General features: G+C 72.6%; 13 protein-coding genes. 12 read left to right on the top strand and 1 reads right to left on the bottom strand.

Annotation, left to right across the window (positions count from 1 at the left end):
- The first annotated feature begins 10 nt into the window (after positions 1-10).
- Together rpoC and ASF40_RS17845 are read left to right on the top strand one after the other, a co-directional pair.
- Positions 11-3,883, top strand: coding sequence for a DNA-directed RNA polymerase subunit beta' (gene rpoC / locus ASF40_RS17850; RefSeq protein ID WP_056371425.1), 3,873 nt, complete (start codon positions 11-13; stop codon positions 3,881-3,883).
- Between the two features lie 282 nt (positions 3,884-4,165).
- A complete protein-coding gene (locus tag ASF40_RS17845) occupies positions 4,166-4,780 on the top strand; it encodes a hypothetical protein (RefSeq protein WP_056371423.1) in 615 nt (204 codons plus the stop codon).
- Between the two features lies 1 nt (position 4,781).
- Here the strand turns inward: ASF40_RS17845 and ASF40_RS17840 are convergent, their stop codons facing one another.
- Positions 4,782-5,435, bottom strand: a complete 654-nt coding sequence (locus tag ASF40_RS17840; protein ID WP_235560273.1) for a hypothetical protein — start codon at positions 5,433-5,435, stop codon at positions 4,782-4,784.
- 113 nt (positions 5,436-5,548) lie between these two features.
- Between ASF40_RS17840 and ASF40_RS17835 the strand changes: the two genes are divergently transcribed.
- The 10 genes from ASF40_RS17835 to ASF40_RS17790 all read left to right on the top strand — a co-directional run bounded on the left by ASF40_RS17835 (position 5,549) and on the right by ASF40_RS17790 (position 22,482).
- Positions 5,549-6,517: a hypothetical protein gene (locus ASF40_RS17835; protein ID WP_056371419.1), complete on the top strand. Its 969-nt coding sequence runs from the start codon at positions 5,549-5,551 to the stop codon at positions 6,515-6,517.
- Between the two features lie 40 nt (positions 6,518-6,557).
- Positions 6,558-7,130, top strand: coding sequence for a hypothetical protein (locus ASF40_RS17830; RefSeq protein ID WP_056371417.1), 573 nt, complete (start codon positions 6,558-6,560; stop codon positions 7,128-7,130).
- A 263-nt stretch (positions 7,131-7,393) separates the two neighbouring features.
- On the top strand, positions 7,394-8,062 hold the full coding sequence (locus ASF40_RS17825; protein ID WP_056371415.1) for a hypothetical protein: 669 nt from the start codon (positions 7,394-7,396) through the stop codon (positions 8,060-8,062).
- 174 nt (positions 8,063-8,236) lie between these two features.
- Positions 8,237-9,376 carry a serine/threonine-protein kinase gene (locus tag ASF40_RS17820; RefSeq protein ID WP_056371640.1) on the top strand — a complete coding sequence of 380 codons (1,140 nt, stop codon included), beginning with the start codon at positions 8,237-8,239 and terminating at the stop codon, positions 9,374-9,376.
- Positions 9,376-15,345: an Ig-like domain-containing protein gene (locus ASF40_RS17815; protein ID WP_056371414.1), complete on the top strand. Its 5,970-nt coding sequence runs from the start codon at positions 9,376-9,378 to the stop codon at positions 15,343-15,345. Before ASF40_RS17820 ends, ASF40_RS17815 begins: the two co-directional genes overlap by 1 nt.
- 55 nt (positions 15,346-15,400) lie before the next feature.
- The gene (locus ASF40_RS17810; protein ID WP_056371411.1) at positions 15,401-16,366 is read left to right on the top strand and encodes an AAA family ATPase; all 966 of its coding nucleotides are present in this window, start codon (positions 15,401-15,403) and stop codon (positions 16,364-16,366) included.
- A complete protein-coding gene (locus tag ASF40_RS17805; RefSeq protein WP_056371409.1) occupies positions 16,363-17,772 on the top strand; it encodes a DUF58 domain-containing protein in 1,410 nt (469 codons plus the stop codon). The genes ASF40_RS17810 and ASF40_RS17805 overlap by 4 nt, the downstream gene beginning before the upstream one ends.
- Positions 17,769-20,330 carry a transglutaminase-like domain-containing protein gene (locus ASF40_RS17800; RefSeq protein WP_235560272.1) on the top strand — a complete coding sequence of 854 codons (2,562 nt, stop codon included), beginning with the start codon at positions 17,769-17,771 and terminating at the stop codon, positions 20,328-20,330. The genes ASF40_RS17805 and ASF40_RS17800 overlap by 4 nt, the downstream gene beginning before the upstream one ends.
- A complete protein-coding gene (locus ASF40_RS17795) occupies positions 20,327-21,904 on the top strand; it encodes a DUF5684 domain-containing protein (protein WP_056371407.1) in 1,578 nt (525 codons plus the stop codon). Before ASF40_RS17800 ends, ASF40_RS17795 begins: the two co-directional genes overlap by 4 nt.
- Positions 21,901-22,482: a hypothetical protein gene (locus tag ASF40_RS17790; RefSeq protein ID WP_056371406.1), complete on the top strand. Its 582-nt coding sequence runs from the start codon at positions 21,901-21,903 to the stop codon at positions 22,480-22,482. The genes ASF40_RS17795 and ASF40_RS17790 overlap by 4 nt, the downstream gene beginning before the upstream one ends.
- Positions 22,483-22,687: the final 205 nt, after the last annotated feature.

Raw genomic sequence — 22,687 nt, 5'->3', positions numbered from 1 at the left:
AGGAGAACCAGTGCTCGAATCAACCACTTTCGATCAGCTTCGCATCGGCCTGGCCACCGCTGACGACATCCGTCGTTGGTCCTACGGCGAGGTCAAGAAGCCCGAGACCATCAACTACCGCACCCTGAAGCCCGAGAAGGACGGTCTGTTCGGCGAGCAGATCTTCGGACCCTCGCGCGACTGGGAGTGCGCGTGCGGCAAGTACAAGCGCGTCCGCTTCAAGGGCATCGTCTGCGAGCGCTGCGGCGTCGAGGTCACCAAGTCCTCGGTCCGCCGTGAGCGCATGGGCCACATCGAGCTCGCCGCGCCCGTCACGCACATCTGGTACTTCAAGGGCGTGCCCTCGCGCCTCGGGTACCTGCTCGACATGGCGCCGAAGGACCTCGAGAAGGTCATCTACTTCGCCGCGTACATGGTGATCTCGGTCGACGACGAGGCGCGCCACCGCGACCTCTCGACGCAGGAGAACAACATCCGCCTCGAGCTCAAGACGCTCGCCGACCGCCGCGACGCGCGTGTGGCCGCTCGCCTCCAGAAGCTGGAGGAGGAGCTCGCCGCGCTCGAGGAGGAGGGTGCCAAGGCCGACCAGAAGAAGAAGGTCAAGGACGCCGCCGAGAAGGAGATGGCGTCGATCCGCAAGGGCACCGACGACCAGATCACGCGTCTCGAGAAGGTGTGGGAGGACTTCCGCACGCTCGAGGTCGGCCAGCTCAAGGGCGAGGACGAGATCTTCCACGAGCTCCAGGACCGCTTCGGTCAGTACTTCGAGGCCCACATGGGCGCGGAGTCGATCAAGCGTCGCCTCGAGGCGTTCGACCTGGCGGCCGAGGCTGACAGCCTGCACCTGCAGATCTCCGAGGGCAAGGGCCAGCGCAAGATCCGTGCGATCAAGCGCCTGAAGGTCGTCAACTCGTTCCTGCAGACCGGCATGTCGCCGGCCTCGATGGTGCTCGACGTCGTTCCGGTGATCCCGCCGGAGCTGCGCCCGATGGTGCAGCTGGACGGTGGCCGCTTCGCGACCTCCGACCTGAACGACCTCTACCGTCGCGTGATCAACCGCAACAACCGCCTCCGTCGCCTGATCGACCTCGGTGCCCCCGAGATCATCGTCAACAACGAGAAGCGCATGCTGCAGGAGGCCGTCGACGCGCTGTTCGACAACGGCCGCCGCGGTCGCCCCGTCACCGGTACCGGCAACCGCGCCCTGAAGTCCCTGAGCGACATGCTCAAGGGAAAGCAGGGTCGCTTCCGCCAGAACCTGCTCGGCAAGCGCGTGGACTACTCGGGCCGTTCGGTCATCATCGTGGGTCCGCAGCTCAAGCTCCACCAGTGCGGTCTGCCCAAGCAGATGGCGCTCGAGCTGTTCAAGCCGTTCGTGATCAAGCGCCTGATCGACCTCGGTCACTCGCAGAACATCAAGGCGGCCAAGCGCGCCGTCGAGCGCACGCGTCCCGAGGTCTGGGACGTGCTCGAGGAGATCATCCGCGAGCGTCCCGTGCTGCTCAACCGTGCACCCACGCTGCACCGCCTCGGCATCCAGGCCTTCGAGCCGCAGCTCGTCGAGGGCAAGGCCATCCAGCTGCACCCGCTCGTCTGCGCCGCCTTCAACGCGGACTTCGACGGTGACCAGATGGCCGTGCACCTGCCGCTGTCGGTCGAGGCCCAGGCCGAGGCCCGCATCCTGATGCTCGCCTCGAACAACATCCTCAAGCCGTCGGACGGCCGTCCGGTGACCCTGCCCTCGCAGGACATGATCATCGGTCTGCACCACCTGACCACGGTCATCGAGGGTGCTGCCGGCGAGGGCCGCGTGTTCGGCTCGGTCGGCGAGGCGATCCTGGCCAAGGACGAGGGCACCCTCGACCTGCAGGCCAAGGTCCGCATCCGCATCCCGGGTCTCGCGTTCCTCGAGGGCGAAGCGCCCGAGGGCTACGAGCGCCACGGCCTCGTGGACGCGTCGCTCGGCCAGGCGATCTTCAACGACACGCTCCCCAAGGGCTACCCGTTCGTGCGCGAGCAGGCCGACAAGGGCAAGCTGTCGCAGATCGTGAACAAGCTCGCCGAGGAGTACCCGAAGGTGGAGGTCGCAGCATCCCTCGACCGCATCAAGGACGCCGGCTTCTACTGGGCCACCCGCTCGGGTGTCACCGTGGCGCTCAGCGACATCCTCACGCCGCCGAACAAGGGCGAGATCGTCGCGGGCTACGAGAAGCAGGCCGCGAAGGTCCAGGCGCAGTTCGAGAAGGGTCTCACCACCGACGCCGAGCGTCGTCAGGAGCTCATCAAGATCTGGACCGAGGCGACCGACGAGGTCCAGAAGGCGATGCGCGACCACTTCCCGGCCGACAACACCATCAACCGCATGGTCTCGTCGGGCGCCCGTGGTAACTGGCTGCAGATCCGCAACATCGCGGGTATGCGAGGCCTGGTGAACAACCCGAAGGGTGAGATCATCCCGCGCCCGATCATCTCCTCGTACCGCGAGGGTCTGTCGGTGGCGGAGTACTTCATCGCGACGCACGGTGCACGTAAGGGTCTGGCCGACACGGCCCTCCGTACGGCCGACTCGGGCTACCTGACGCGTCGCCTCGTGGACGTCTCGCAGGATGTCATCATCCGCGAGGAGGACTGCGGCACGACCAAGGGCCTCGAGTTCACCATCGCCGCCCCCGGCGCCGACGGTGAGCTGGTGCGCGACGCGAACGTCGAGAACTCGGTGTTCGCCCGCACGCTCGCGGCCGACGCCGTCGACCCGAAGGGCGAGGTCGTCGCCTCGGCCGGTGAGGACGTCGGCGACGTGCTCATCGACAAGCTGGTCGCCGCCGGCGTCGAGTCGATCAAGGTCCGCTCGGTGCTCACGTGCGACTCGGCCGTCGGCGTCTGCGCGAAGTGCTACGGCCGTTCGCTCGCGACCGGCAAGATCGTCGACATCGGCGAGGCCGTCGGCATCATCGCGGCCCAGTCGATCGGTGAGCCCGGCACGCAGCTGACGATGCGTACCTTCCACACCGGTGGTTCGGCGTCGGCAGACGACATCACGCAGGGTCTTCCCCGCGTGCAGGAGCTGTTCGAGGCCCGCACCCCGAAGGGTGCGTCGCCGATCGCCGAGGCCGACGGCCGCATCACGATCGACGAGACCGACAAGGCCAAGAAGGTCATCCTCACGCCCGACAACGGCGACGAGCCGCACGTCTACCCGGTCCTCAAGCGCGCGACGCTCCTGGTCGAGGACGGACAGCACGTCACCGTCGGTCAGCCGATCCTGGTCGGCACGCTCGACCCCAAGGAGGTCATGCGTGTCATGGGTGCCCGCGAGGTGCAGAAGTACCTCGTGAACGGCGTCCAGGGCGTGTACCGCTCGCAGGGTGTGCCGATCCACGACAAGCACATCGAGGTCATCGTCCGTCAGATGCTGCGGAAGGTCACCGTGGTCGACCACGGCGACACCACGCTGCTCCCGGGTGAGCTGGTCGACTTCAAGAAGTACCAGACCATCAACCGCGAGGCGGTCGGCGAGGGCAAGCGCCCCGCGTCGGGTCGTCCCGAGCTGATGGGTATCACGAAGGCGTCGCTCGCGACCGAGTCGTGGCTGTCGGCCGCGTCGTTCCAGGAGACCACCCGCGTCCTGACGCAGGCGGCCATGGAGGGCAAGAGCGACCCGCTCATGGGCCTCAAGGAGAACGTCATCATCGGAAAGCTCATCCCCGCCGGAACCGGACTCGCGAAGTACCGCGATGTCACGGTCGAGGCGACGGAGGAGGCCAAGAGCGAGCGGTACCCCAACCGCATCTTCGCCTCGGACGGCGCGTACACCGACGCCGACCTGAGCTACGTCGACTTCGACAGCTTCTCCACGGACGGTTTCACCACCGACTACAACTGAGTCCCGGGTCGGAACGACCCTGAACCTCGACGAACGGCCCTGGTTTCGACCAGGGCCGTTCGTGTTTTCGGCCGATCGCTGTGCCGAAACACGGGTCCGTCATCCGGCACGCCGGGCTGCAGCATCCGTTCCCGGCGTGCCGTCGTCACCGACCCGTGTTTCGGCGGCATGAACGTGCGGGGGGACGGATGCCTCGCCCCGCGGCATCCTCGCAGGCCCCGCGCGCGCCGCGGCGCAGCATCCGTCTCTCCGGCTTACCGTGGAGACGGAGGTGGGGGCCCCATGGCGAGGACCGGCGGACGCAACTCGTGGATCGCCGTGCCCGCGGGGATCCTGTGCGCCGCGGTCGTCGCCTCGCTCGTGTGGCTGGCGCTGCCGATGGTCCCGGTGGCCGTCGCGTGGGTCGGCGACACGCTGCGCAGTGCCACTGCGCCGCGGCCCGAGGCGACGCCCGCGCAGACGCCCGCCCAGACCGCGGCGGACGGCGGCGCGATCGACTGCCGCACGCTGTACTCCGACGATCTCTGGAACGAGCTCACCTGGCGGGAGGGATCGCTGCTCAACCAGTCGATGGCGGCTCCCGCGACGACGGCGACGGCGTTCGCCGACGCCGCCGCACCCGACGTGCTGGTGACGTGCACCTGGCGGTTCGACGCGGGCGGGATCGTCACCACGCTGTCGAAGGTCGACGCGGACGCCGCCACGATCGCCGAGGCCGCGCTGGCGGGCGACGGGTTCTCCTGCCGGACGGCGGACGGCGCCACCGTCTGCGATCGCACACGGGGCGCGGTGCGCGAGGAGCACACCCTCCGTGACGGACTGTGGCTCGTGAGCGTCGAGACGACGTGGCACCCCGAGGACTACGGCCCGCGGCTCGACCGCACGGTCTGGGGCTGACTCAGCCGAAGATGCTCGCGACGAGGGCCGCCGTGTAACCGGCGGGCGCGAGGTTCGAGTACTGCGTGTCGATGAGGATGTCGTCGCGCCAGAACAGCGTGCGCCCGTCGGTCACCGGGTACGTCTCGTTCGGCCAGGTCTTCTCGCAGCGCGTGCCGCCATCGGGGGTGTAGCAGGTGTAGCCCTCGTCGGTGACGAGCTTGTTGAGCATGTCGAGCGCCGGCCCGCGCGACATGTACGAGATCTTGGTGACCAGCCCGGTCGTGTCGGCGGCGGGGTCGCGCCACACGCACACCAGGCCGCCGTCGGCCTGCGGTCCCGATGCGCCGAAGGCGGGGTCGTTGAGCGGCACGCCCTCGAGTTGAGCGAGCACGTCGGCGGTCAGGATCGCGCGGCAGTCGTCGGGGATCTCCGCGCGCGCAGTCGGTGACGGCGTCGGCGTCGGCGTCGCCGATCCGGACGCCGACGTGGACGGTGTCGGCGTGAAGGTGAGTCCGCCCCCCGACGGCGCGTCGGGTGCGCACGCCGTCAAGGCGGCGAGTGCGAAGAGAATGGTCCCCGCGACCACTCCACGCCGCGCCGGCGCGCGTCGCGGAGCCTCAGGTGGCGGGGGCCCAGCCGTAGCCGCGGTGACCTGGAACGCCCGTGGTGCCATTGGCTCAGGGTAGTGGGCGGGCGCGGATTCCTCCGGCACGCCTCCGTCGTGTGCGCGGAACCGCGGGCTACTCTGCCTCTGCGGGGATGATCCCTGCGTGAGGAGTGCCTGCGATGAGTGACCCCAAGTCGTCCTACGGCGAGCCCGTCGACGAGCCCAACGGCGTCGACGACGTCGTCGGCCGTGCGAACGAAGGTCTCGCCGACGCAGAGGCCGCCAAGCGCGACGCGGTCGGCAGCGAGACTCCCGCCCCAGAGACCCCCGCCGACGAGGCGCCTGGCGCCTCCGACGCCCCCTCGACCGCCGCCGAGGCGCCCTCGACCGCCGCCGACGCGCCGGCCGCCGCCGAGCCCGACCCGTGGGAATCGCCGGAGGCGGCCTCGTTGGACTACACCTCGTCCGCGACGCCCGCTCCCGCCGCCGACGACTCGCCCACCGTCGTGGTCCCGCCGGTCGTGACCCCCAGCGAGCCCGTCGTCGCCGAACCCGCGGTCGTCGCCGCGGCCGCGGCCCCGCAGCCGATCTTCGTGCAGGCGCCCGAGGCTCCGCGTCCGCGGGGCAACCGCGCAGCCGCCGGAGCCATCGGCCTGCTCGCCGCCGTCGCGTTCGCCGTGCTCTACCTCGCAGTGTGGCTCGGCGTCGACGCGATCAAGGGCGACGTCACCGGCGCGAACGTCGGCACGACCGCCCTCGAGGCTCTGGCGACCTGGTCGCTCTGGGTGCCGGTCGTGGTGTTCTTCCTCGGGTTCTGGCTGCTCGGCGCCATCATCAACCGCGGCCGCTGGGGCCACTGGGTGGTCTTCGGCATTCTCGTGGGCGTCGCCGCGTACGCCGGACACGTCCTGGGCGCGCTGTTCCAGGCCCCGTTCTGGAACCTCACCGCCAGCGAGGGCGCCAAGCTCGTCGAGGGCGAGCTGCTGACGCCGCTCGCGATCGCGGCGTTCATCATCGGCCGCGAGCTCACGATCTGGTTCGGTGCGTGGGCCGCCGCGCGGGCGAAGCGCGTCACCGAGCTCAACATCGAGGCGCAGCGCGAGTACGAGCGCACGCTCGAGGCCGGCCCGCAGCTCGTCCGCGCGTAGGCACCGTCCGCGGCCGTGCCCGCCGACGTAGGCTGGCGGCATGGCCGCTGACGGTTCGGACGGGCCGTCGCAGGGACCCGTGCGACCGCCTGTCGCCCTGGCCTTCGCGACGATGGGCTTCGTCGCGCTCCTCATCTTCGGACTCGGCATGACCAGTCTGGCGATGGGGGAGGACGTCATCGCGAGCCCCGGGCTCGGACAGGCTCCCGGGATCACCGGCGTCGTGTGCGCGACACTCGCGTTCGCCGGCGGCCTGTGGGCCGCGATCGCACGCGCCTCGAGCCGGACGGATGCTGCGGCCCCGACGGGCGGCGCCGCACCGGCTGCCGCGGGCCCGGGGTCGATCGCCGGCGCCGGGGCGAGGCATCCGTCGTACTGGGGTGCCGCGTGGACGACCGCCGCGACCTTCCTCGCGTACCTCGGGGGAGTGTGGTTCGGCGCCGTGTTCACCGGCGCCGATCTCGGCGTCGCGACGGCGGTCGTGGGCCGCCTCGCGACCACGTGGTTCGGGTTCGTCGTCGCCTCGGCGGCGTTCGTGTCGTCGTGGGCGGGCATCGCGCTCGTGCGCACCCGTGCCCGCCGCCCGAGATGGCCGTGGGAGGACGACGAGTGATCCGGCGGCCGACGGCGCCGCGAACACCCTTCATCGCAGCATCCGATTCCGGGAAGTCCGGACTTCGCCGGACTCAGTGCTCCCCCTCACGCGATGTCCGGACTTCGCAGGTTCGCGGCGTCGGCCGGGCAACGGCGCGGTCCGGACTTCGCAGGTCTTCGCGCGGCGCGCGCTGTGAGGTCCGGACCTCACAGGAGAGGGAACAGGGCAGGCGACCGCGGAAATCCGCGCGGGCGCCGGGGCCGGGCACTAGCGTGGAACGCGTGGAGCGGTCGCTCGAGACCCAGGTCAGCCAGGCGGTGGACGCCTGGCTCGCGTGGGTGCCCCGCTGGGAGCCCGCGACGCACCACGGGCGGACCGCCCCCTGCCGCCGCTGCTTCGGGTCGCCCGTTCTCTCGGCTGCGGGCCTCGGCGCCGACGTGCCGCACGGCGTGCAGCACGGGCTGTCGACCCGCATCAAGACGATCGTCGACCGCTCGGTCGCCGAGTACACGGCGCTGAACCTGCCGATGCTGCAGGCCGAGCTCGATCAGCAGGCCGCCCGCAACCGCGCGCGCACCTACCGCCCCGGCGAAGGACTCGATCCCGAGTTCGAGGGCCTTCCGATGGACCCCGATCCGGTGCCCGGCGCCCCGTTCCTGTTCACGATCGCAGGGCTCGCCGAGGAGGCCGACGCGCATGTGCCGGCGCTCCCCCCGCTGAGCGAGGAGGCGAAGGCGGCGCTGCGCCAGGAGGTCGGGCTCGCCGACGACTACGCGAACATGGTCGGCCGCGAGGTGTGCACGGTCCTGCTGCACCATCGCCTGCGCATCCAGGCCGCAGTGACCGAGTACGTCGAACCCCAGATCGAGGCGATGCTCGCCGATCTCACGAAGTCGCTCGACGCACCGTTCGACCCCCACGACCCCGGCGAGGCTCCGCGGCTAGACTGACGCCGGCCCCGTCTCTGCGGCACGGTCCGGTACCGGCCCGCCGCACGCGCTCCACTGTCCACATCCCTGCTCGCCATGCGGGTTCTCGGGAGGCGGGTTTTGTTAGCATGACCGGGTTTGTTGTCGCTCTGGCGACATGGGTGTGACGGTGGCGGACTGCGGGGAGGTGTGCTGGTGGCTGCACGGCTTCCTTCGGCGCCTCCGATCCTTCCCGGGCTCGCCTACATCCGCCCGCTGGGCTCCGGCGGCTTCGCGGACGTCTTCCTCTACGAGCAGGACATGCCCCGCCGCAACGTCGCGGTGAAGGTCATGCCGAGCGACGTGCGCGACCCGGAGCTACGGCGCATGTTCAACGCTGAGGCCGACGTGCTCGCGCACCTGTCGGCCCATCCCTCGATCGTGACGGTCTACCAGGCGAGCATCTCGGCCGACGGCCGCCCGTACATCGTCATGGAGTACTGCCCGGGCTCGCTCGCGCAGCGGTACCGGGTCGAGCGCGTCCCCGTCGACGAGGTCCTCGCCATCGGCGTGCGCATGGCCAGCGCGCTCGAGTCCGCGCACCGCGCCGGGCTCATCCACCGCGACGTCAAGCCGAGCAACATCCTCATCACCACCTTCGGCACCCCCGTGCTCGCCGACTTCGGCATCTCGGCCTCGCTGCAGCGCAAGAGCGGCGGCGAGGTGCTCGCGATGTCGATCCCGTGGAGCGCTCCCGAGGTCGTCGCCGAACAGACGAGCGGCACCGTGACGAGCGAGGTGTGGAGCCTGGGCGCCACGGTCTACTCGCTCCTCGCGGGCCACAGCCCCTTCGAGCGCCGCGAGCGCGGGCAGAACACCAAGGAGCTGCTGCGCAAGCGGATCGCGCGCGCCACCTACGTCGAGATCACGCGGGCCGACGTCCCGGCGTCGCTGCAGGCCGTGCTGGCGACCGCGATGAGCCGCGATCCCGGTCGCCGGTACGACTCGGCCCGGGCGTTCGGCGAGGCGCTGCGCGAGGTGCAGTCAGGGCTCGGCCTCTCGCCGACACCGCTCGAGATCCCCGATGCGGAGTGGTCCCCGGCATCCGCCCCCGTCGATTTCGGGGATTCGGCGCTGCGCGGACCCGCGCGCTCGCACGTGGAGCGCGACCTCACCCGCAAGACGCGCGCCGGCACGGGCGTCGCGCAGCTCGCCCGCGACGAGGACACCGAGATCTCGGCTCCCGCCCGTCGGCGCGGTCGCGCCGCGCTGCCCTGGGCCATCGGCATCGGAGCGGGGATCGTCGCCGGCGCCGGCGCGGTCGTCGTGGCGCTGATGGCCGCGGGGGTGCTCTGATGCGACGCGGCACCATCGCCGGCATCGTCGCCGCCGGCGCGGTGGTGGCCACCGTCATCGGCATCAGCATCGTGTGGCCGGGGCTCGACGCGCAGGAGACCCCCGACGTCGACACCGCGGTCTGGGCGCTGCAGACGGGCGACGGCCGCCGCTACGCCCGGGTGAACACCTCGGTCGGCGAGCTCGACACCGTGCGCAGCATCAGCAACCCCGACCAGGTGGTGCAGACGGGGGATGCCGCGTACCTCTTCAGCGACAGCTACTCGACGCTCACGCGCATCGACGCCGCGATGCCCGCGGACCTCGACGAGGAGGCGCTGCAGTCCTCGCAGAAGACCCCGTCCGGCACGACCGAGGTCGTGACCGCCGGAGACTGGGTCGCCTACCTCACCGACTCGGGCGCCGTCTTCGCGGGCCGCCTTTCGAGCGGCACCTCGTCGCAGCTCGACCCGTTCGGCGCGGACGACGAGGACGCCCCGCAGTACACCGCCGAGGCGATCGCCGTCGACGAGCGCGGCATGCTGTTCGCGTACTCGGGCGCCGACGGTTCGGTGCTGCGCTACGACATCGGCGAGAGCCAGGTGCGCGCGCGCGACGCGTTCGACCAGAACGGCATCGACACGCCGGCCATCACGGCGGCGGGCGACACGTGGGCGGTGGTCGACACCGAGGACGGCGAGGTGTGGCTTCGCGGGCAGGATGCCGCGGCGCAGGCGCCGACGACGGGTGCGGTGGTCGTCGGCGCACCGGACGCGCAGGGCACCGCCGTCTATCTCGCCGACGAGACCGGGCTGGTGCGGGTGCCGGCCGACGGGTCGGCCATCCAGACCCCGGTCGGAGACGGTGCAGGAACGGTGCTCGGCACACCCGCGCAGCCGGTCGCGCACGGGGGCGAGACCTACGCGGCATGGCTCGGCCAGGGCGATGCGGGCGGTCTGCTGTGGCGCTCGAGCGGCGCCACCGCGCCGCTCGACTACGGTGACGAGACGATGGGCGACCAGCAGCGCCCCGTGTTCGTCTCGAGCGACTCTGCGGTCATCCTCAACGACACCCGCTCGGGGTGGGCCTGGTCGGTGCCCGACGGCGCGCTGATCCCGTCGAGCCAGGACTGGAGCCTCGACGACCGCACCGACCCCGACGCCGTTCCCAGCGAGGAGCAGCTGCAGGTCGTGCTCGATCCCAAGCCGCCGATCGCCGAGCCCGACGCGTTCGGCGTGCGGGCGGGCGCCCTCGCCTCGCTGCCGGTGCTCATGAACGACCACGACCCGAACGAGGACGTCCTCACGATCGACCCGGCGTCGATCACCGGGCTCGACCCCGCGTTCGGAACCGTGTCGGTGACCGACGACGACCAGCGCCTCGCCCTCCGGGTGCAGCCCGGCGCGACGGGATCGGCGACCTTCTCGTACGCGGTCACCGACGGCACCACCGAGAACGGCCTGAAGTCCGGCCCGACGTCGGTCACGGTGACGGTGGCGGACGCCGCCGCCGACTCGGCGCCGCAGTGGTGCGGCGTCGAGCGATGCCTCGTCGAATGGCCCGAACCCGAGGTCGCCCGGGGCGGCACGGTGACCGTGCCCGTGCTGCCGGGGTGGGTCGACCCGGAGGGCGACCCCCTGCTGCTCCTGTCGGTCGAGAACAAGAGCGGCGTCGGCAGCGTCGCGGCGACGCCCGGCGGCGACGTCGTCTATCAGCACGACGACGCCGGCGACGGCGGAGAGCAGCTCGTCGAGCTGGAGGTGACGGTCGCCGACACCCAGGGCGGCACGACCGTGAAGCCGCTCATGATCACGGTGTCGCCGCAGCCTCAGCTCGCGGCGCAGTCGTTCGCCGTGACCGACACGGTCGCCTCCGGGATCACCGTCGACGTCGCCGAGCACGTCACGGGCACCGCGGGCACCCTGTCGCTGGAATCGGTGCGGGTGCTCGACGATGCCGCGGCCACCGCGACGGCGGTCAGCGGCTCGACCTCGTTCGACTTCGCGGCGAAGAGTCCTGGCACGTTCCGCGTCGACTTCACGGTGACCGACGGCGTGAGCGAGGCGAGCGCCACGGCCCGCATCACCCTGCTGCCCGCCGACGCGCCGGCCCAGCTGGCCACGTCGCCGGTGGTCGCGTTCGTGCACCCTCAGCAGGACGCGACCCTCGAGATCTTCGACGCCGTCTCGAACCCGACACGTCGCGTGCTGCTGTTGAGCGACGTCGTCGCGCGGGCGGACGACGGCGCCACGCTGTCGGTCGACGGCGTCGGCCAGAACCACCTCCGCGTGTCGGGGACCACGGCCGACGGCGCCGCCGGACGACTCGGCACCGTCTCGTACGTGGTGAGCGACGGCACCGAGGACGCGGGCGCGAGCGTCGAGGGCGAGGCGACGGTGTACCTGCTGCCACCCGCGCCGGAGCTCGCGCCGATCGCCGTCGACGATGCCGTGGTGGTGCGCGCCGGCGCCCAGATCGACATCCCGGTGACGGGCAACGACATCTCCCCCGCCGGCGGCAGGCCGACTCTGAACCCCGCCTCGGTGAGCTCGTCGTCGGAGGGCGCGCTCGCGTTCGCGTCGGGCGACCTGCTGCGCTACCTCGCTCCCGACGAGCCCGGTCAGTACGCGATCGAGTACTCCGTGTTCACGACGGGCGCTCCGGCGCTCGCCGACACCGCGACGGTGCGGGTGACGGTGATCGACGCGGAGGCGAACCGCGCCCCCACCGCCGACACGCTCGAGGGTCGCGTGCTCAGCGGCCAGTCGACCATCCTCGAGTTCGACGACTTCGGCGCCGACCCCGACGGCGACGTCGTGACCCTCGACCGGATCGTCGAGCAGCCCGCCCGGGGCGCGGCCACGATCACGGCCGACGGCGGATCGATCATGTACACGAGCGTGCCCGGCGACAGCGGCCAGGTGTCGTTCCGCTACCGCGTCGTCGACGCGTTCGGTGCGACCGCCGACGGGACCGTGCGCATCGGCGTGCTCGACAGCCAGGCCAACCCGAGCCCGGTCACGTTCACCGACTACGTGCAGGTGCAGGCAGGTGCGGGCAACACGATCCGCGTCAGCCCGCTCTCCAACGACGTCGACCCGACCTTGGGCGAGCTGCGGGTCACCGACATCCGTCCCGACGTGCCGGCGACGCTCGTGGACGGCAGCGACAACCCCGAGTTCGCACGGCTGAACGAACAGATCGTGGGCGCGGACGACACCACGGTCCGGATCGCGGCGGGGGACGAGCCCGCGACGATGTCGTTCCTCTACGACGTCGAGTCCTCCTCGGGCAACACGGGACGCGGGCTCATCGTGGTGCGCGTGGTACGCGAGAACGTCCCCGACTTCCCGGTCGTCGCCGACACCAACCTCACCGTCGAGACCCGTGAGGACTTCCCCCGGGGAGTCGACGTGCTCGGCGGCAAGGTCACCTGGTCGGGCGGCGACGTCGACGACCTCGAGCTGTCGCTGTGGGGCGATCCCGACGGCGTCTCGGTGCGGGGCTCGCAGCTGCGGGGCGAGCTCCCCGAGACCACGCGGCTGATCCCGTTCGCGGTCACCGGTGAGGGCACCGCCGGCGAGGTGACGTCGTACGGCTTCCTCCGCGTGCCGGGCGAGAACGACCTGGCGCTGACGCTGCGCGCGAACGCCGCCCCGCCCGAGGTCACCGAGCTCGAGTCCACCACCTTCGACATGGCGGACCTCGTCGCGCGCCCCCGGGGCGCGGTGGTCGAGCTCGGAGAGGACGTGCGGGCATCGGGCGCTCGTCCCGAGGCCTCCTGCACCGTCGAGTCGGGCACCGTCGTGCGCTACGACGCGGGTTCGGGCGCACCCTGGGTCGACGCCTGCCAGGTCCCCGTGCGCCTGAGCGGCCAGGAGGACTGGACCTACCTGTCGGTGCCGATCGTGGTGCACCCCCGAGACCCGCAGCCCGAGCTCCGGCCGGCATCCATCACGGTCGGGCCCGGCGAGAGCGCGACCTTCGACCTGCAGAACATGACCACGTGGCAGCTGCGCCCGGACTGGGACGGGATCGTCTACGCGACCGAGCACGCCGGCACCGCGTTCGAGGTCACGCAGGAGGGCTCCATCGTGACCGTGACCGGGGCGGACCGCGCCGTCCCGGGCTCCGAGGAGGCCGTGCTCGTCTCCGTCACGAGCCACCCCTCGGTGGCCCCCGCGCGGCTCATCCTCCGCGTCGGCGCCGCGCCGTCGACGCTTCCGCAGGGCGGCTCGGTCGTGCAGCAGTGCTCGCAGGCCGGAGGGTCGTCGTGCACGATCCCGGTGATCGGCGCGGGCGGCGAGGTCAACCCGCTGCCCCGCACTCCGCTCGAGGTCGTCGGCGTGCGTCCGACGGGCGCGTGCGCCGGGGTGGGCTTCCAGGTGGCGTCGGCGACGTCGATCACGGCGACGTGGACGACGGATGCCCCGGGGGCGACGTGCACCGCCACGTTCTCGGTGCGCGACGCCCAGGGCCGCGTGACGAACGCCGAGCGCGACGGCCGTGTGCTCCTCGACCTGCTCGGATTCCCGAAGACACCCGCGAGCATCACCCAGACGGCATATGCCGACGGGACGGTGACGATGAGGATCGATCCGGGCGAGGCCCGGCTGGCGTACCCCGCGCTCACCGGCTTCGTCATCCGCTCCGGCGGGCAGGAGGTGGCGCGGTGCGCCGCGGACGGCGTGTGCCCCGCGGTCGCCGCCCCGAACGGCGAGCAGCGCACCTACGACGCCTGGGCCGTCAACGCCGTCGGTGAGTCGAAGGCGGCCGTGCGCACCGTCGCATGGGCGTACGACGCGCCGCTCGCGCCGACCAGCGTGATCGCCGCCCCTGTCCCCACCGGTGACGGCACGGGCGGCATCGTGTCGCTGGTCATCGACGGGATCGAGGCCGGCGAGACCGGCAGCCTCGAGATCGCGAGCCCTGCCGGCGAGACGGTGCGGGTGCCGGTGAGCCGCAACCAGACCCGCGTCGAGGTGCCGTGGTTCCGGGTGGGCAGCAATACCGGCACGATCGTGACCATCACCCCCTACTCGCGGTTCGACCTGCCGCCCGGGCTCGGCGGCAGCGCGTCGGGTGGCGCGGCGACGGTGCAGACCAACGGCATCGGCAGCCCGCTGTCGCCGCAGCTGACGCTCAGCTCGGTGTCGAACGGCGACGGCACCGCGACGGTGACCGCGCGCGCCTCCGCGCAGCGCAACGGCGACGGCTCGGCACTGCGCTACGGCATCGTGCAGGACGGCCAGCGCTGCACGGTGACCGAGGACGGCGCGATGGCGACCTTCCCCGGCCTCACGGACGGCGAGGAGTACACGTTCCGCGCGTGCGTCGAGTCGTGGGACGGCGGCGCGTCGTTCGGCCGCGCCGAGATCACCCAGAGCGTGCGCGCCTTCCAGTCCGGCAGGGCGCCGCAGGGCTGGACCTTCGTGGTCGACGGCACGCCGAGCGTCCAGTCGCAGCGCGCCGACTGGGTGATCCGCCAGAACCCGACCTCGACCGAGCGGCTCCCCAACCGCAATCACGCCGAGTTCCAGGGCTGGGGCCCCGGTAGCACGGTGTTCGGCCAGGATCCCGGCATCCAGGTGCGCTACGTGCACGACTTCTGGGGCACGGCCACCGCGTGGTCGACGGTGACGCCGCGCGCGGGCAGCGCCCCGTACCAGGTTCAGGCCAACTGGACCGTCACCTCGTGCGTGGGGGGAAGCCCGCTCACGTACCGCGGTCAGTCGTCGAACGCCCCGAACGGCTCATCGGCGGCGTTCACGTTCGGCAATGCCGGCCTGCGGTACTACGACAAGCAGGACCGCCTCCTGACGCACAACGCCGGCACGTGGGACGTGCCGCAGGGCGCGGTCCGTGTCGAGGGCATCTCGGTGTCGGTGAACTGGGACGCCCAGGGCTGGGGCCTGGCCCCCGCGAGCACCGAGTTCTCGGCGATCTGCCAGCCCGGCAACGGCGACCCGGGACCGCCGCCCACGCCCTGAGCGGCAGATTCCGCTCTCCCCACGATCTTCCCCACACGACGAAGGACGACACCACATGACGATCACGCAGGAGCAGGCCGACTGGTTCGCGCAGACGTTCGGGCAGATCGCCGACAACGTCGAGCGCGCCGTCCTCGGCAAGCGCCATGTCGTCGAGCTCGTGCTCACCGCGATGCTCAGCGACGGGCACGTGCTCCTCGAGGACGTGCCGGGGACCGGCAAGACGTCGCTGGCGCGGGCGATGGCGCAGTCGGTGCAGGGCACGAACACGCGCATCCAGTTCACGCCGGACCTGCTGCCGAGCGACATCACGGGGCTCAGCGTCTACGACCAGAAGGAGGGCGTGTTCGAGTTCCACGCCGGCCCGATCTTCGCGAACATCGTGCTCGCCGACGAGATCAACCGCGCGAGTCCGAAGACGCAGTCCGCCCTCCTCGAGGTCATGGAGGAGGGGCGCGTCACGATCGACGGCGTCTCGCGGGAGGCGGGCGTGCCGTTCCTCGTGCTCGCGACGCAGAACCCCGTCGAGCAGGCGGGCACCTACCGCCTGCCCGAGGCGCAGCTCGACCGCTTCATGATGCGCACGTCGCTCGGCTACCCCGACCATGCGGCGACCGTCCGCATCCTCGACGGGGCGGCAGTCGCGACCGCCGAGCTCACGCCGATCATCACGCCGCAGGCGCTCGTCGGCATGGCCGACCTCGCCGCCGCTGTGTACGTCGACGCGCTCGTGCTCGACTACATCGCCCGCCTGGTCGACAGCACGCGCACGGCCGACGAGGTGCGCCTGGGCGTCAGCATCCGTGGCGCGCTCGCCCTGGCGCGCGCCGTCCGCACGCGGGCCGCGTCGCAGGGCCGCACCTACGCGACCCCCGACGACGTCAAGACGCTCGCGGTGCCCGTGCTGTCGCACCGCCTGATCCTGCACCCCGAAGCCGAGTTCGACGGCGTCACCCCCGAGACCGTGGTCGGGCAGGTGCTGCTCGATGTGGCACCGCCCTCGAGGCGCGAAGCGGTATGACGAGCCCCGAGCGCCGCGGCGGCGCCACCGGGACGGTGGAGCCGCGCATCACGCGCACCGTCCAGTCCACCGGCACGACCGGCCGCACGCACGTGACCGCCACGGCCACGAGCGTCGGCGAGTCGCGCCGCGGACGCGCCTTCGTGCGCGCCGCCGTGTGGTGGACCGGCGTGTGGCGGGCGGCGGGCTCGGGTATCACGACCGCGGCCGAGTGGGCCGCTCAGACCGTCCGGCCGGCAGGAGCCCTGGTGGCCCTTGCGGCGACCGTGGGACTCGTGCTCGGGGTCGTCTTCGGCTGGGTGGAGTTCATGGTCGCGGGCGCGGCATCCGTCGTGCTCATCCTCGCCGCCGTGCCGTTCCTGTTCGGCGCCCGCGCGTACGACGTCGACCTGTCGCTGACGCACGAGCGGATCGTCGCAGGCGAGGGCGTCACCGGCCGTATCGACGTGCGCAACGACGGCCACCGCACGGCGTTGCCGGGCCGCATCGACATCCCGGTCGGGGCCGGCCTCGTCGAGTTCGGCGTGCCGCTGCTGCGACCTGGGAACGCCGTCGAGCAGCCGCTCGACATCCCCGGCCTCCCGCGCGGCATCGTCAGGGTCGGTCCGGCGACCACGGTGCGCAGCGACCCGATCGGGATGCTGCGCCGCGAGCACTCGTTCCCCGACGTGCACGACCTGTACGTCCACCCCCGCACGACCGCGCTCCCGTCCACGAGCGCGGGGCTCATCCGCGACCTCGAGGGCGCGCCGACGCGCCGTCTGGTCGACGCCGACATGTCGTTCCACGCCATCCGCGAGTACGCTCCCGGCGACTCGCGCCGCCAGATCCACTGGCGGTCGACGGCGAAGACCGGGCGGCTGATGGTGCGTCAGTACGAAGAGTCGCGGCGCTCGCGCATGGCGGTGGTCCTCGCGGTCGCCGCAGCCGAGTACGCGGATGCCGACGAATTCGAGCTGGCCGTGTCGTGCGCGGCGTCGCTGGGCCTGCGCGCCGTCCACGACGCACGCGACGTGCAGATCGTGACCGGCTCCGAGATCCCGCGGGTGGTGCGCGGGCGCCTGCGCGCGATCCGCCACATCCCCGCCGCGGCGCCGCGCCCCATGCTGGACGGCTTCAGCGGCGTCGAGCTGCTCGAGAGCACGATGCCCGTCGGCGAGGTGTGCCGCCTGGCAGCGGAGTCGGGCGAACGGCTGTCGATCGCGTTCGTCGTGGTCGGCTCGCGCGTGCCGCTGACGAGGCTGCAGCAGGCGGCCCTCGCGTTCCCGGCCGACACCGCGGTCGTCGGCCTCATCTGCGACGAGCGCGCGCACCCGCGCATGCAGCCGCTGTCGGGCATGACGGTGCTCACCGTCGGGACTCTCGAAGACCTCTCGGGCCTGCTGCTGCGGGGAGCGACATCGTGAGCGGGCCGATCCCCGTGATGGAGCGGATGGATGCCGCGCCCCGCGGCGCGGCCGACGCCATCGGCGTGCGCGCGCCCCGGCTCGTCGCCCGCGTGTGGGCCGGCGCCGGGTTCGCGGCGGTGATCGCCGTCGTCGCGGCCGTCGCCGCGTGGCCGATCTACCGCTCGGGCACCTTCGCGCTCCTCGTGATGGTCGGCACCCTGGCCGGCGTCGGGATCGCCGCCGTCGCGTGGTGGCGCCGCTGGAGCGGCTGGACCGCGGCCGGTGCGCTGGCGCTCGCGGTGCTGATCCTCGGCGTGCCTCTCGCGGTGCCCTCGCGCCTGGGCACGCCCGACGACCTCGTGCGGGGCCTCGGCGAGCTGGCGAGCGGCCTGGTGCTCGGCTGGAAGGACCTCGTCACCGTCGAGCTGCCGGTGGGCTCGTACCGCAACCTGCTCGTCCCGGCGCTGGTCGTGTTCCTCATCGGAACCTGCACGGTCCTGCTGCTCGCCTGGCGGGAGGATCGCGCGGCCTACGCCGCGGTTCCGGTGGCGCTCGGGATGGTGACCTTCGGGCTCTTCTTCGGCCGTACGACCGTGAGCTCCCCGCTCGAGGTCGGTCCCGTGTTCCTCTACGCGCCCGTCGAGACCGCGGTCGGCGTCACGGCCCTTGTGGCGAGTCTGCTGTGGCTGGCGTGGCGCACCCACGACGAGCGCGTCCGCGCACTGCAGCGGGCCGCGGCATCCAGCGGCGTCCGCATCTCGCGCCGCCCCTCCGCGGCCGACCGTCGTCGCACCGCGCTCGGCGCCGGCATGGTCGCGGTCGCGCTCGTGGTCGCGGTGGCGGTCGTGCCGTTCGCCGCGCGCGGCGCGGAGCGCGAGGTGCTGCGCTCGGCCGTCGGGCCCGACATCGACCTGTCGGCCGAGGTCAGTCCGCTCTCGCAGTACCGCGCGCTGTTCGCCGACGCCCGCGCCGACGACGTGCTGTTCACGGTCGAGCCGGTGGTGACCGACGGCGTCGTCGGGGCGCTTCCCCAGCGCGTGCGCCTCGCGACCCTCGACGCCTACGACGGCGAGATCTTCCGGTCGGGCGGCGAGGGCGCCGTCGACGCCGGCAGGTTCGTGCGCGTGCCGTCGGCCCTCGACGCCGGCGAGGGCACCGAGGTCGCGGCGCGGATCGAGATCGACGCGTGGGACGGGATCTGGATGCCGACCGCCGGCCGGCTCGAGGCGGTGGCGTTCGACGGCGACCGCTCCGCCTCGCTGGCGGACCGGTTCTATTACAACGCCTCGGCCTCGGCCGGGGTCCAGACCGCCGGGGGAGGATTCGAGTCCGGCGACGCGTTCGTCGTGCGCGGCGTCGAGCCCGAGGCTCCGGAGCTCAGCGAGCTCGACGCGCCGGGGAACCCGGGCGGCGTGGCCGCCCCCGACAGCCTCCGGACGTGGATGGACGAGCACGCGGTCGGGTCGGCCGGCTCGGCCCTCGCGGGCCTGGTCGCGCTGCTGCGCGAGCGCGGCTACCTCAGCCACGGCCTCGACGAGGGGGCGCAGGAGCCGGCCTGGGCGGCGGCCCTGCCCGACTACGCGTTCCAGCCCAGCGCCTCGGGCCACTCGCTCGCCCGCGTCGACACGATGTTCGCGCGCCTGCTCGAGCGTGAGACGGATCAGAGGGCCGTGGCATCCGGCAACTACGTCGCGGCGATCGGGGACGACGAGCAGTTCGCCGTCGCGGCGGCGCTGATGGCCCGCGAACTCGGATTCCCGTCGCGGGTGGTGCTGGGAGCGCGCCTGTCCGCGGCCGAGCCCGATCTCGCGACGTGCGACGAGGGAGCCTGCCGCGCGCATGACCTCACGGCGTGGACCGAGGTGCAGTCGGCGGCGGGCGAGTGGGTCGCGGTCGACGTGACCCCGCAGCATGCGCAGTCGCCGAGCCTCGACACGACCGAGCAGCGCGACCCCGAGAACGTCACCGAGGTGCGCCCCGATTCGGTCGAGGAGGTCGTGCCGCCGGACCCCACGCAGGAGGACTCCGCCGCCGATCGCCCGGCCGACGACGACACCGGCGCCGACCTGGCGTGGCTCTGGCCGATGCTGCGGATCGGCGGCATCGTGCTCCTGGTGCTCGTGCTCGCGCTCGGGCCCTTCCTCATCGTGATCGGCACGAAGGCCGCCCGCCGCCGCTCCCGCCGGCGCACCGGCACACCGGCGACCCGCATCGCGGGCGGCTGGGACGAGTACGTCGACGCGGCGCTCGACAGCGGGCGCGCGGCATCCCGGACCGCCACCCGCAGCGAGCTCGCCGCAGCGTTCGCGACGCCCGCGGGTGCCGCGCTCGCGCGAGACGCCGACCGCGCCGTGTTCTCGCACGCGGACCACTCCGCCGACGCCGCGCGGCGCTACTGGGAGGCCGTCGACGCGGAGCGACGCGCCCTGCGCCGCGAACGCGGGTTCTGGCGCGGAGCGCTCGCGACCGTATCGTTGAGATCGTTGTTCCGTCCGATGGCGCCCGAACCGGGCGGCCGCACGCGATTCGCCGAGAGGGGGAGACGACGGGCCGAGCCCGTGCGTCCCACGCCATGAACGCCACAGATGCCACCGCAGCCGTCTTCGGCACGCTGATCAGCCTGCTGCTGTTCGCGGGTCTCTACGTCTGGACCGCGCTCGCACTGTCGGCGGTGTTCCGCAAGTCCGGCGTCGAGGCCTGGAAGGCATGGGTGCCGGTCCTCAACACCATCGTGCTCCTGCAGCTCGCGGGACTCTCGCCGTGGCTGGTCGTCCTCGCGTTCGTCCCGTTCGTGGGCATCGCGTTCCTGGTGGTCTGGGCGATCGCGCTGTACCGCGTCAACGTCGCCTTCGGCTTCGGTGCCGGCATGACCGTCCTCGGCTTCCTGCTGCTCCCGGTCTGGGCGTCGATCGTCGGCTGGGGGAGTGCGCGCTGGGTCGGACGCGAAACGGATGCTGCGACCATCCGCGCGCCCTTCGGCGCCGGCGTGCGGCGCAGTTCGGGCGAGACGGCGACGCTTCCTCCGCTGCCGCCGTTCCCGGCTCCCGGTGCACCGACCCAGGCAGGCGCGCATCCGCCTGCGCCGACGGCCGTCCCGCCGGTGCCGACGAGCGCCGGCGCAGGGTTCGCGCCCCCGTCCGCGTACGCTCCGCAGGCACCTGCGGCCGCGGCGCCCGCCCCTGAGCCTGCCCCCGCATCCACCCCGGCCGCCGCGGCGCCCGTGGCGCCTCAGGAGTCCGCCGCGGCCGACGTCACGCCGCCGGCCGCGGGGTGGACGCCCCCGCCGTTGCCGGGCCGCCCCGTTTCCGCCGCGCCCGCCGAGGCGGGTGGCAACGGCACCGGCGACGCGGACCCGTGGCAGGGCTTCGCGCTCGACGGGATCGACCTGAGCGCCGAGGTCACCGGCGCCGTGCCCGGCGCTCCGGCGCCCATCTCCGCCGTGCCCGCCACGCCGCTCGCATCCCTCCCGACCGCCGCCGCGACTCCCGCGGCCGCCGGGCCCGCCCGCACCGGCGCCGAGTCGTTCACGCCGCCCGACGCCGCGACCACCGGCGAGGAGGGCATCACCCGGCCGCCCGTCACCCGCGTGCCGGCGGCCCCCTCGGCGGGCGACGAGCGCGAGCCGTGGGCTCCCGCGCGCTCGCCGATGAGCGAGGCCGACGCCTTCCCCGAGACCTCCGGACCGGTGTCGGCGATCTACGGCGCGCCCGACGTCGGCTCACCGCGATCGGCGCGATCGTCGGTGTCGGCGTTCCACAGCAAGCCCGAGATCCCGGATGAGCAGGACATCCTCGAAGAGACGATCATCGCCCGCCGCAAGCGCACCGACTGGGCGCTCGTGCCGCCGACCGGCGAGCCCGTCGCGCTCTCGTCGGAGATCGTCATCCTGGGCCGCCGGCCCGCCGCCGACCCGGACCACCCGAGCGCGCAGCTCGTCTCGATCCAGGACGGCACGGTGTCGAAGACGCACGCGCGCCTCCGGCTGCGCGACGACAAGTGGTACGTGACGGACCTCGACTCCACCAACGGCGTGCTGTTCGCCACCGTGATGGGCACCGAGGTCGAGGCCCCTCCGGGTGAGGAGGTCGAGGCCGGCGACCGGTTCCTGCTGGGCGACGCCGAGGTCCGGCTGCGCCGGAGCGACGGGTGATCGACCCCGACGACGAGCGCACCGCCCTCTCCCGACGCAGGACCGCGGCGCCCGCGCCGGAGGACCACGACGCGTTCGACGAGCGGACGCTGCCGTCGCGGCGCTCCTCGACCGAGATCGACGCCGTCGACGACACCGTGATCTCGGAGAGGTCGGCGGTCGCCTCCGACTCCGAGATTCCCACGCAGGCGGCAACCGAGTCGGCGCCGGCCGGCCCGCGACAGACCGCCCACCCGCCCTCACCCGAGCCCGGCGATCCCTCCGCCGGCGCACGGCGCGCCGCATCCCCGCAGCCGGTCGCCCCGGAGCCCGCCGGGGAGACTCGGGCGGCGCCCGGCCGGGTTGCGGCTCCGCCCGCATCGGCAGCGGACGCCTACCGCGCCCGTGCCGTCCCTCCCGTCACCGCGGTGCGTGCGGAGCCGGCTCGCCGCACGCCGCAGCATCACGTGGACACGGCTGCTGCCGATGCGATCCGCAGGCGTCGCCGACGCCGGCGGATGATCGCTGTCGTGGCCGCGGCATCCGTCCTCGTCATCGTCGCCGCGCTGGCACTCGTCGTCCTCCTGACGAGCGGCTGACCCAGACGCCCGGAGGCGATCTCGGCCGTGCTGCGGCGTGTCGTCGACCGGTTGGGGCTGCAACGTGCTTCCGCGTTTGCCCGACCCCCGAAACCCACGTATCATAGAGCGGGTGTGCGCTCACGCGCGCCGTCGACCGTGCCTCGGTACGGGAACCGGTGCGAGCGCCGCATCTCAGGGAACGGCCTGCGAACAGGCCACCCCC

Origin of the sequence: Microbacterium sp. Leaf288, assembly GCF_001422925.1 — a bacterium.
In the GTDB taxonomy this organism is placed as follows: Bacteria; Actinomycetota; Actinomycetes; order Actinomycetales; family Microbacteriaceae; genus Microbacterium.
Note: the sequence above shows the minus strand (reverse complement) of the source record. Positions and strands in the feature narration are given on the sequence as shown.